This window comes from Rhodococcus sp. (in: high G+C Gram-positive bacteria), assembly GCF_049591685.1.
In the GTDB taxonomy this organism is placed as follows: Bacteria; Actinomycetota; Actinomycetes; order Mycobacteriales; family Mycobacteriaceae; genus Rhodococcoides.
In genome coordinates this window covers 1-10,862 of sequence record NZ_JBAWFH010000356.1, presented here as the reverse complement: position 1 = coordinate 10,862, position 10,862 = coordinate 1, and the positions used below count along the sequence as shown (strand labels likewise).

Below are 10,862 nucleotides of genomic sequence, written 5' to 3'. Positions count from 1 at the left end.
GGCATCGGGTGCACCCGGCGTGGAGTCACTGCGGCGTTCGCGAGGCGACCGTGACGGACGACCGCGAGTTCCCAACCGCCCTCGTCCGTGCGGCGTGCCACCACCAACTCTTCGATGGCAGCGATGGCCGACAGTCGATGCTGTCGTCCGAGAACTCCGGCGAGGACGGCCAGTCGATCTCGAAGGCGGGCAGCAGACTCGAACAGCTCAGCCTCGGCGAGTGCGGTGATGCGCGCGGCTACGGCGTCGAGGACCCCGTCGTCGACTCCGCGTGCCAGATCGTGAAAGCGAACCTGTGCGTACGCGTACTGATCGGGGGTGACGATCCCAGCGGCTGCCGCAGCGCACCCGCCGACGGCCGCCGGAGGGCAGTCCTGGCCGTGAGTGGCGGTCTTCGGAATGCGGCGGGTGCACGTTCGGATACCGCCGAACTCGGACACGAGGGCGGCTGCGTCGGCGGCATCACTACGGACCTGGAAGGGCCCGATCGAATCGGGAGTCGGTGTGCGCACCACGGAGAGCCGGGGGAACGCCTCGGTGGTCGTGGTGATCCACCAGCCCTTCTTCGGGAATTTCGAACGCCGGTTGTACGGCGGAATGTGCGCGCTCAGCAACCGGAGTTCACGCACACCGGCTTCCAGTGCATGAGCACATTCGACGTAGTCGACGTCTACGGCGAGGGACACCATCTCCTTCATTCGGCCCCGCGTCTCCGAGCCCGTGAAGTAGTTGCGGACGCGTCTCTGCAGGTTGTTGGACGTACCTACGTAGAGAACCTCGTTGCCGGGCCCCTTGAATAGGTACACGCCCGGCGTCCGGGGCAGGTGCGAAGCGAGGGAACGCTTCGCCCGCTGTCCCGCCGAAACGTTGGGCAGATAGTCCACCAGTTCGGCGTAGCTGTGTACGCCCTGGTTTCCGACCCGCTCGATGAGGGCATGCAAGACGTCGACGGTGGCGCGGGCGTCGTCGAGCGCGCGGTGCGTCGGCTGCGTGCTCACCTGGAACAGCGACGAGAGCGCGGACAGTTTGACCGAGGGTGCCTCGTCCCGAGCAAGCACCCGTCTAGCGAGCTTGACCGTGCACAACACCTGGAACTTCGGCCACGCGATATCCAGTCGCGACGCGGCAGCACGAAGAAACGCGGTGTCGAAGCGGGCGTTGTGTGCAACCAGTACCGAACCGTGCGCGAACTCGAGAAAGCTGGGTAGAACGCGTTCGATTCGAGGGGCGCCGATGAGCATCGCCGTGGTGATGCCTGTCAGTTCGACGATGAACGGCGGAATGGACCGGCCCGGATCGACCAGCGTGGCGAACTCGCCCACGACCTGACCACCTCGAACCTTGACGGCACCGATTTCGGTGATGGCCTCGGTATCGGCACTCCCGCCGGTGGTCTCCAGGTCCACCACGACGAACGTGGTGTCGTGCAGCGGAGTGTCGAGCTCGTCGAAGCTCAGTTGGATCGGGAGGCTCACGAACGAAAACGCTAACGCCGCACACCGACAAGACAATGGCGGCGCGCGGACGAACGCGCGTTCGAAAGTTTCGTGTCGGTGTCGGCCGTTAGGTTCGCGTCGAAGGCCGAAAATACGACTCGGCCCGCAAGTGAGATGAGGATCACATGATTGTCGACTGCAGCGATTGCAAGGTCCGAGACATCGCGTGTGCCGACTGCGTGGTGACCGTGCTCCTCGGTGCGCCGGGCTGGGCCACGGGCGATTCCGTCACCGTCGGTTCCAGGCCAACGAAAATGGCTTTCGACCAGGAAGAACTGGGGGCAATGGACGTGCTTGCCGAGAGCGGTCTCGTGCCCCGACTGCGCCTCGTTGTCGAAGATGAACGTCGGCCGGAGGGCCGGTCGTTACCGTCCCGTGACACAGCATCCGATCGGCGCGCAATCTGACGCCCAACGGCCTGATTCGGTGTTCCCCCGCGGGTCGGGGTCGACACGGGGGTATGCCATTTCGTAACCTTCCTGAGACCTTGCGGAGTCTCGCCAGTCCAAACCGGAGTGGCGTCGCAAGTCACCGCCTAATCGGGATGCTCGTGAGAGCGCCCGTACCGGGAACCCGATTTCCATTGGGGTGAATCCTGCTTACGTCGCCAACCGCGGCGAAGCGGGTAGGGCTGATCTTCCCAGCCCGAACCCGTCAGCTAACTCGGTCGGCGGATGAGTGGAAGAAACGGAGCAACTTTTTTCGTGGCGTCACATACTTCAAACCGCACATTGCGTCGAATTCTCGTAGCCGGCGCGATCACAGCCGGCGCGGTCGTTCTGCCCGCTGCGCCCGCAATGGCGGCCCCCATCACCATCCCCGGAATCGGTACGTTCGAAGTTCCCGAGATTCCAGGTCTTCCCCCGATGCCCGGTCAGATCCCCGGAATCCCAGGTGCTCCGGCCCCCATCGCACCCCAGGTCACGCCCGCAGCCAAGGCTGTTCAGGCTGCGGAGTCCAAGATCGGCGCACCGTACGTCTACGGCGCATCGGGCCCGGACTCCTTCGACTGCTCCGGTCTGGTTCAGTGGGCCTACAAGCAGGCCGGCGTCAGCTTGCCGCGCACGAGCTACGACCAGGCGGCCGCCGGTCGCGCAGTGTCCCAGTCGGAGCTGCAGCCCGGCGACGTCATCTCGTTCTACGGTGGCTCGCACTCGGGTATCTACGCCGGCAACGGCAACGTCATCCACGCATCGACCTCCGGCGTGCCGGTGAAGGTCGCCCCCGTTTCGTCGATGCCGTTCGACGGAGCCCGTCGCTACTGATTCGATGATCGAGACGAATGCAGCATCAGCCGCGCAGCCCAAATTCGGCGCGGGTGGTGCTGTTTTCGTCGTTTCGGGACGTCGAGCCCATTTCGGCGCGGCAGGCCTCGGTGAGCCCTGCCGGCCGTTCGACATCACCGCCGTTCGACACCGCTGATGCCGTTCCGTAACCTGACCGAGTCGTCGAACGGGCGCTCGCATACTGGTCGACCGGAATCGGGCGACGACATAGGGCGGCAAACCCGCACATTCGGCGTTACTCCTGAGTAGGGTTTGTTTCCGATCCCGCCACGCTTCAAAAGCCACTCGGTGCACCGAACGGCTCGACACCGGCAGCACCAGTTGATCTGCAAGAACGGAGAGTCACTCACCCGTGACCACACCGACAGCCAAGCGAGTCTCGCGGTCCAAGCGCACCATTCTGGCCGCAGCAGCCATTGCCGGATGTCTCCTCGTCGCTCCGGCGGTCCCCGCATCCGCGCAGCCCGGATCGAACTCTGCCTCCGAAGCGCAGGAACGACTGGCCGATCTGTCACGCGAATCCGAGCAGACCAATGAGGCGCTGCACAACGCTCAGATCGATCTGGATGCCAAAGCTGCCGCCCAACGTGATGCCGAGGTGGCACTCGGAACACATCGGGACGCGCTCGCGCGCGCCGAGGGCGAGCTGACGCAGCTGAAGCCGGCGATGGACAAGGTCGCCAACGTGAACTACCAGGGTGGTCGAACGAACCGCCTCTTCGCCGTCATGGTCAGCGATTCACCGCAGCAGCTCCTCGACCAGATGTCGGCCCTGGACATCATCTCGGCCGAAACTGCACGTCAGGTCGAGCAGTTCAAGCAGGCGGGTTCGGCTGCCGCGGCTGCGGAGGAAGCGGCTCGACTCGCCGCCGACGAGGCTCGCACGGCAGCGGAGCAGGCGCGGGTCGTCAGCGATGACCTACAGGCCAAGCAAAGCGAACTCCAGGGCCAGATGGTCGAGGTCGTCGCGAGTTTCAACGCGCTGTCGGCCTCCGAACAAGCGCAGCTGGCGGGTGCGGCGCTGCCTCCCGGATTCGATTTGTCGAAGATCCTGTCCACTCTGACGCCGGGCTCCGGTACCGGCGCGCTGCAGGCCGGTCTGACGCAAATCGGTAAGCCCTATGTGTGGGGTGCGACAGGTCCGGACGGGTTCGACTGCTCCGGCCTCGTCGTCTGGGCCTACGAGCAGGTCGGGAAGACACTCCCGCGGTCCAGCCAGGCGCAGGCCGCAGGCGGCACGCCCGTCGATCAGAGGGACCTGCAACCCGGCGACGTCGTGTTGTTCTACTCGGACGCTTCTCACGTCGGTATCTACGCGGGCAACGGCAACGTTCTGCACGCTTCGACGTTCGGTGTGCCGGTGAAGGTGCAATCGATGGCGTCGTGGCCGTACTACGGTGCGCGCCGCTACTGAACAGCACGTCGGTAACCCCTGGTGACCTCACGGAGCGCCCGCCTCTCGGTACTGCTGCAGAGTGCCCGCCTCTCGGTGTTGCTGCTGTGTGCTCTGCTGTCGGTCGGCTGCGGCGTCACGTCCGGACCTGAGTCGACGTCCTCAGCAGAACCGACATCCACTTCCGAGTCGGCGTCCGCAGCCAATCCCTATGAGGAACAACGGCGTGCCGGTGTCGAGACATTGCTCGCGCAGTGGGCCGAGGCGATTCGGAACGACGACGCTGATGCGATCCGCGAAGTCATGGACCCGTCCGCACCACCGGAGTTCGTCCAATCCGAACTTCGGCGTGCGGCTGCGCTGACCGACGTCCCGCTCGACGACTGGGGCTACGAGCTCGTCGACGAGCCGGAAACGCCGGTCCCCTCGTCCGTTGCCACTCCGCTCGACGCCGCGGACGTGTGGGCGCCGTCCGTGGTCTTGCGCTACGCCGTCACCGGACCGGACACCGAGTCGACAACCCGTCCGGTGTCTCTTCTGGTGGCGAAGCGTGGCGATCGGTGGCGCATCGTGTCCGACACCGAAATTCCGGGCATCGACCGGCGCACCTGGAAGGGTCCGTGGGACTTCGGTCCCGTGACGGCTACATCCGTACAGACCTCCGGAGGAACATCCGTCGTGCTGGGCCACCCCGCGCAGTCCGCACTTGTCGCGCGTCTCGTGGCCGAGCTTCCGTCTGCCGTCGCCGCGGTAACCGAATTCTACGGGTCCGAGTGGCCCCGAAAAACCTTGCTGATCGCCGCCGGATCGCCGGCGGAGTTCGCAGCCTCCGGAGGCAGCGTTGCGGCCGGAACGGACGTGGCGGCGGTGACGGTGTCCGACGTCGTGTCTCCGGACGTTCCCGTGACCGGTCAGCGTGTGATCTTCAGCCCTGTCGCGCAGGAACGGCTGGACGAGTTCTCGACTCGCTCGGTTCTACGGCATGAGTTGACGCATGTGGCCGCGCGAACGAACACCGTCGACGGTTCTCCCACCTGGATTCTCGAAGGCTTCGCCGACTACGCAGGATATCGAGGGTCCGGGGCCGACTTCGGCCGACTGGCGCCGACGCTTGCCCGGGTCGTGGCCGCAGGTGGACCTCCGACAGTGCTCCCCGAGGACTCGGACTTCACGGCCGGGGGAGTGCGCTCGACCCTCGCGTACGAATCAGCCTGGTCGGTCTGCGCCTACGTCGCCGAACAATTCGGTGAACCGGCGCTGCGGACTCTGTACGGCCTGTTGGCCACCGGACCGAGGAGCGCCACGGAGATCGACGAAGCGCTGCGGGCGACGACAGGCGCGAACGCGTCCGAGTTCGTGACCGCCTGGGGGTCGTGGGTTCTCCGGCGCTCACGCTGACCTACGGTGGTCCAATGCGTCGGACACTGCTGGTGACGAACGACTTCCCGCCGCGACCGGGTGGGATCCAGTCATACCTGCACAGTTTCGCCACGAGGTTCCCGGCGGACGAATTGGTCGTCTACGCGCCGCGGTGGCGGGGGGACAGCCATATCAAATTCGACGCTCGGCAGGACTTCGAAATCGTGCGGCACCCCACCACGCTGATGTTGCCGACACCGTCGGTCGCGCGCCGCGCCGCGCAACTCGTCCGTACACACAACTGTGATTCCGTATGGTTCGGCGCGGCAGCGCCGCTCGCCGTGATGGCGCCCGTGGTACGACGCGCAGGGGCCGAGACGATCCTGGCCAGCACGCACGGTCACGAGGTCGGCTGGTCGATGGTGCCCGGTGGGCGTGCAACCCTGCGGACGATCGGTACCACCGTGGACACCGTCACCTACGTCAGCAAGTACACGAGGGGGCGGTTCGCTGCTGCGTTCGGTGCGCAAGCCGCACTCGAGCATGTGCCGCCCGGAGTCGACACCGAGCGCTTCAAGCCCGACGCCGCTGCACGCGAAGAGCTACGGGCGCGGTACGGACTCGGCGATCGGCCTACGGTGCTCTGCCTGTCGCGACTGGTGCCGCGCAAGGGGCAGGACTACCTGATTCGCGCGATCCGCGGCATCAGGAAGAAAGTCGACGGCGCGGTACTCGTCATCGTGGGAGGTGGCCCGTACGAGAAATCCCTGCGAGAGATGGCCCGAAAACTCGGCGTCGACGACCACGTCATCTTCACCGGCACCGTGCCGTCCGCGGAACTGGCGGCACACCATACGATCGCCGACGTGTTCGCGATGCCGAGCCGAACCCGCGGCGGCGGCCTCGACGTCGAAGGGCTCGGCATCGTGTACCTCGAAGCGTCCGCGTGCGGTGTTCCGGTGGTAGCGGGCAGGTCCGGTGGTGCGCCGGAAACGGTGCAGCAGAACAAGACCGGGCTGGTGGTCGACGGCCGATCGGTCGACGGGATCACCGAGGCCATCGTGTCGATCCTGTCCGACCGCGCGCTCGCCGCGTCGATGGGGTCTGCAGGCCGTCGGTGGGTCGAGAAGAGCTGGTGCTGGGACACCCTCACCGAGAGGCTGCGAGCCCTGCTCTGACCCGGGCGACTCCGACGACCGTGTGGCCATCTCAGCGAGCGTAGATGGCCTCGATCTCGTTCGCGTAGGACTTCGTGATCACGTTTCTCTTCAGCTTCATCGTCGGCGTCATCTCGCCGGACTCTTCGGTGAAATCGTTCGGGAGCACGCGGTACTTCTTGATCGACTCCGCATGTGAGACAGACCTGTTGGCGTCGGCGACGGCCGAGTCGATTTCGGCGATCAGGTCGGGATCCGTCGCGAGGTCGGCCGCCGTGGCGTCGGCGGACTTGCCGTGAGAGGCCTTCCACCCGACCAGTGCGTCCGCGTCGAGCGTGACCAGCGCGCCGATGAACGGTTTCTGGTCTCCGACAACGATGGCCTGACTGATCAACACATGCGCGCGAAGCTGGTCTTCGAGGCCCGCGGGTGAAACGTTCTTGCCGCCCGCGGTGACGATGAGTTCCTTCTTGCGGCCGGTGATGGTGATGTAGCCGTCCTCGTCCACCGAACCGAGATCGCCCGTGTTGAACCAGCCGTCGGTCAGTGCTTCCGCAGACGCCTCTTCGTTGCGCCAGTAGCCGGTGAACACCACGGGCCCGCGAAGCTGGATCTCCCCGTCGTCGGCAATTCGGACGGTGTTGCCGGGCAGCGGACGCCCGACGCTGCCGACTCGCTGATGCCCGATGGTGTTGACCGCGAACGCCGCACTCGTCTCGGTCAGCCCGTAGCCCTCGTAGATGGGTACGCCGATGCCCCGATAGAAGTGTCCGAGGCGTGCGCCGAGCGGAGCGCCACCCGATATTGCGAGCTTGCATCGACCGCCCAGCGCCGCACGGAGCTTCGAATACACGAGACGATCGAAGATCGCGTGCTTGACGCGGAGGATCAGACCGATGCTGCCGTCCTGTGCCTCGCTCCACGCCACGGCCGTATCGGCTGCGGCGTCGAAGATCTTGCCCTTGCCGTCCGAGTGAGCCTTTTGCTTCGCGGTGTTGTACACCTTTTCGAACACGCGTGGCACCGAGAGGATGAAATCGGGCTGAAACGCCCCGAACGTCGCGACGAGATTCGGAATGTCGTTGGTGTGCCCGACGGTCGTTCCCGCGTCGAACGCCGCGATGGTCACTGCGCGCGCGAGAACGTGCGCGAGCGGAAGGAACATGAGCGTCCGACTACCCTCTCGCAGAAGGCTTTTCAGCGAGGTCTCGCGGATACCGCGGGACTCGGAAATGAGATTCGCGTGTGTCAGTTGCACGCCCTTGGGGCGACCGGTCGTACCCGACGTGTAAATGAGCGTCGCCGGGTCCGACGATTGCAGGGCTGCGACCCGCGCATGCACGTCATCCGCGGACACCGTCGACCCGAGTTCGGTCAACTCGCGAATCGCACCCGATTCGCTGGTCTCGCCTTCGATACGGAACGTGTGTCGGACGGTCGCGGAAGACCCTACGACAGCGGCTGTTTCGGCAACGTGTGCTGCGGTTTCGACAATCAGGAGTACGGGTTCGGCGTCGGAGAGGATCCACTCGACCTGCCCGGCCGAAGACGTTTCGTAGATCGGGACGGTGACGCCGCCCGAAGCCCAGATCGCATAGTCGATCATCGACCACTCGTAGCGCGTCGACGACATGAGTGCGACGCGGTCTCCCTGCTGGACCCCTGCGGCGATCAGCCCCTTCGCGACTTCGGTGACCTGGCTCGCGAACACACCGGCTGAGACATCGAACCACGTGCTTCCCTCGAGGCGTCGAAACGCGATCGAGTCGGGCGCGGAAGACGCCCGCGAGAACACGGTGTCGACGGCCGACTCGCTGATCGGGGCGACGAAGTCGGCAGGCGATGCGAACTCACGCACGGGTACCTCCAGGCAAGAAAAGGTTAGCTCTACTCACGAGTAGCTCGGATTCGTCTCACTGTAGACCCGCGCCCGACGTGTCACCGACCGCCTCGTGTGTGACGCGACACGCGAATGTGTGAAGCTCATCGAATGAGCAGTATCCAAGTTGCCGATCAGACATTCGTCGCCGTCCCCGGCGCAGTCGTTGCCGAGGTGCTGGCGCGCCGCGACAAGTGGCGGTCCTGGTGGCCCGACCTGCGACTCACAGTCACGGAGGATCGTGCGGACAAGGGCATGCGGTGGGTCATCGACGGCGCACTGACGGGAACGATGGAGGTGTGGCTCGAACCGTCACCCGTTCTCCACGGAGTCGTTCTGCACTACTTCCTCCACGCCGAGTCCCAGGACGGCAGCGTCGACGTCGCCGAGGAGAACCGCAGGCGACGCGTGGCCGGCAAGGTCGTGGCGTTCGAACTGAAACAGAGCCTCGAGCGCGGTCGGCCTGCCGGTGAGCGGCCCGAGCACGCGGGTGCATGAAGCGCACGTTGTGCGGGTACGAGGCATCGTGTGTGATGAACGGCGCACACGTCGTTCGCGGGCAGTACTTGTCCGAGCACTGATCGGTTTCCGGGAGACGGGAATCGAAGAAACGAGAAGGGACACCGAGTAACAGCATGGCCGAGAAGACACAGAGGTCGATCACGATCGATGCTCCGTCCGCGCGGGTGATGGACGTGATCGCCGATTTCGACGCATATCCGTCCTGGGTTTCGGCTGCGAAATCGGTGGAGGTGCTCCAGGTCGGCGTCGGCGGTCGTGCGGATCGAGTGAAGTTCGTACTCGACGCGGGAATGGTCAAGGACACCTACGAACTGAGCTACCAGTGGGCCGCGGACGGATCGGCCGTGTCCTGGGAACTTGTATCAGGGGAGATTCAGAAGTCGCAGGCAGGCTCGTACGTGTTGAAGGACAACGCCTCGGGCGGCACCGAGGTGACGTACGAACTGACCGTCGACCTCAACATTCCGATGATCGGTTTGTTCAAGCGCAAGGCGGAGAAGGTCATCACGGACACCGCCCTGAAAGAACTGAAGAAGCGGGTCGAAGGCTGAGCGACGCCCGAGCCGATGGCCATACCGCGGTCCGACTCTTCGTCGGCAAGGGCGGTGCGGGCAAGACGACCCTTGCGGCAAAGGCGGCGCTGGACGATGCCCGCTCCGGTGCGCGTTCGCTCGTCGTGTCTTTCGACCAGTCGCATTCCCTCGTCGATGTGCTCGGGGTCGGGACGCGGTCCAACGCGAACGATGACGGGGTCGTCTCCGCCGCGGAGGGTCTCGACGTCCTCGAACTCGACACTCTCGCGCTGGTCGAATCGCGCTACTCGACGCTGAGCGGGCTCGTCGCGTTGGCGGGCACGGGTCACGAGCACGGTGTGCGGTTCGGTGGCATCGATCCCGAGGAGATCGTCGGAGCGCCCGGTGTGCAGGAGATGCTCGGACTGCAGCGCATCGTCGATCTGGTCGACTCGAACAGGTGGGACACCGTTCACGTCGACCTACCGGCAACGGCGGATGCGCTCCGGACGCTGCAGCTGCCCGATCTGGTGTGCGGATATCTCGAAAGGCTATGGCCCCGGCACGACCGCATCGTTGCAGGCACCGGCACGGATCCGCGGCTGACGGTGCTGGTCGCGGTCCTCGAGAGCGTGGTCACCGCCGCGGAACGGGTGCGCGAGATCTTGTTCGCCGCCGACCGAACGTCCGCGTCCCTGGTCATGACGCCGGAACGCGTCGCCGTCGCCGAGACCCGTCGCATTTTGTCGGCTGCCGCTCTGACAGGACTTCCCGTCGACACCGTCATTGTCAACAGAGTTCTTCCGACGTTCGAATCGCCTCCCATCTCCTTGGTCGGGACCCACCCGGCCGTGTTTTGGTTCGAGAGTTGGCAGTCGGAGCAGCGGGCGGTCATGAGCGCCATCGAGGCTGCGACGTCCGATTATTCGCTGGTGATCGTCGAGCAGGCGATACGCGAGCCGGTAGGATTGGACTCTCTCGGTACGCTCGTGTCGCGTTTCGGCGGCGCCGATGTGACAGCGCACGTCGGGCGCGAGCAACGCAGCCACGGGGTGGGGGAGCCCGTGGTGGCCCACGAGTCGGGGTCAGGTCTGGAGTCGGTGTACAGCATGACCATCGCGCTGCCCGTCGTCGATCCGGCGACTCTCGAACTGGGCCGAGTGGAGGACGACGTGATCATCGGCGCAGACGGAACTCGTCGACGGGTTCGCCTGGTGTCGGTGCTTCGCCGTTGCGAGGTGGTCGGGGCGGAGTTCGA

The 10,862-nt window shown here is 65.4% G+C and carries 10 protein-coding genes and 1 riboswitch; of the genes, 8 read left to right on the top strand and 2 right to left on the bottom strand.

The window, feature by feature from the left end:
• Window positions 1–1,475: DEDD exonuclease domain-containing protein (locus tag WBQ44_RS15015; protein ID WP_495567472.1), on the bottom strand; the 1,475-nt coding region annotated here is incomplete at its 3' end.
• A gap of 146 nt (window positions 1,476–1,621) precedes the next feature.
• Here WBQ44_RS15015 and WBQ44_RS15010 point away from each other — a divergent pair.
• The 5 genes from WBQ44_RS15010 (at window position 1,622) to WBQ44_RS14990 (ending at window position 6,712) form a co-directional block, all read left to right on the top strand.
• Complete coding sequence (locus WBQ44_RS15010; RefSeq protein ID WP_495567471.1) at window positions 1,622–1,903, top strand: hypothetical protein; 282 nt, start codon at window positions 1,622–1,624, stop codon at window positions 1,901–1,903.
• Window positions 1,904–2,018: 115 nt separating this feature from the next.
• Window positions 2,019–2,184: riboswitch (cyclic di-AMP (ydaO/yuaA leader) on the top strand.
• 16 nt (window positions 2,185–2,200) lie between these two features.
• On the top strand, window positions 2,201–2,761 hold the full coding sequence (locus WBQ44_RS15005) for a C40 family peptidase (protein WP_495567470.1): 561 nt from the start codon (window positions 2,201–2,203) through the stop codon (window positions 2,759–2,761).
• Window positions 2,762–3,134: 373 nt separating this feature from the next.
• The gene (locus WBQ44_RS15000; RefSeq protein ID WP_495567469.1) at window positions 3,135–4,196 is read left to right on the top strand and encodes a C40 family peptidase; all 1,062 of its coding nucleotides are present in this window, start codon (window positions 3,135–3,137) and stop codon (window positions 4,194–4,196) included.
• A gap of 21 nt (window positions 4,197–4,217) precedes the next feature.
• Window positions 4,218–5,573, top strand: a complete 1,356-nt coding sequence (locus WBQ44_RS14995; protein ID WP_495567468.1) for a peptidase MA family metallohydrolase — start codon at window positions 4,218–4,220, stop codon at window positions 5,571–5,573.
• Between the two features lie 14 nt (window positions 5,574–5,587).
• Window positions 5,588–6,712: a glycosyltransferase family 4 protein gene (locus WBQ44_RS14990; protein ID WP_495567467.1), complete on the top strand. Its 1,125-nt coding sequence runs from the start codon at window positions 5,588–5,590 to the stop codon at window positions 6,710–6,712.
• Window positions 6,713–6,743: 31 nt separating this feature from the next.
• Here the strand turns inward: WBQ44_RS14990 and WBQ44_RS14985 are convergent, their stop codons facing one another.
• On the bottom strand, window positions 6,744–8,549 hold the full coding sequence (locus WBQ44_RS14985) for an AMP-dependent synthetase/ligase (protein WP_495567466.1): 1,806 nt from the start codon (window positions 8,547–8,549) through the stop codon (window positions 6,744–6,746).
• 132 nt (window positions 8,550–8,681) lie between these two features.
• Here WBQ44_RS14985 and WBQ44_RS14980 point away from each other — a divergent pair, with 132 nt between their 5' ends.
• The 3 genes from WBQ44_RS14980 to WBQ44_RS14970 all read left to right on the top strand — a co-directional run.
• Window positions 8,682–9,068: a polyketide cyclase / dehydrase and lipid transport gene (locus WBQ44_RS14980; RefSeq protein WP_495567465.1), complete on the top strand. Its 387-nt coding sequence runs from the start codon at window positions 8,682–8,684 to the stop codon at window positions 9,066–9,068.
• 137 nt (window positions 9,069–9,205) lie between these two features.
• Window positions 9,206–9,643 (top strand): SRPBCC family protein, encoded by a 438-nt coding sequence (locus WBQ44_RS14975; RefSeq protein ID WP_495567464.1) that lies wholly within the window; start codon window positions 9,206–9,208, stop codon window positions 9,641–9,643.
• Window positions 9,640–10,862: ArsA family ATPase (locus tag WBQ44_RS14970; protein WP_495567473.1), on the top strand; the 1,223-nt coding region annotated here is incomplete at its 3' end. The genes WBQ44_RS14975 and WBQ44_RS14970, both read left to right, overlap by 4 nt.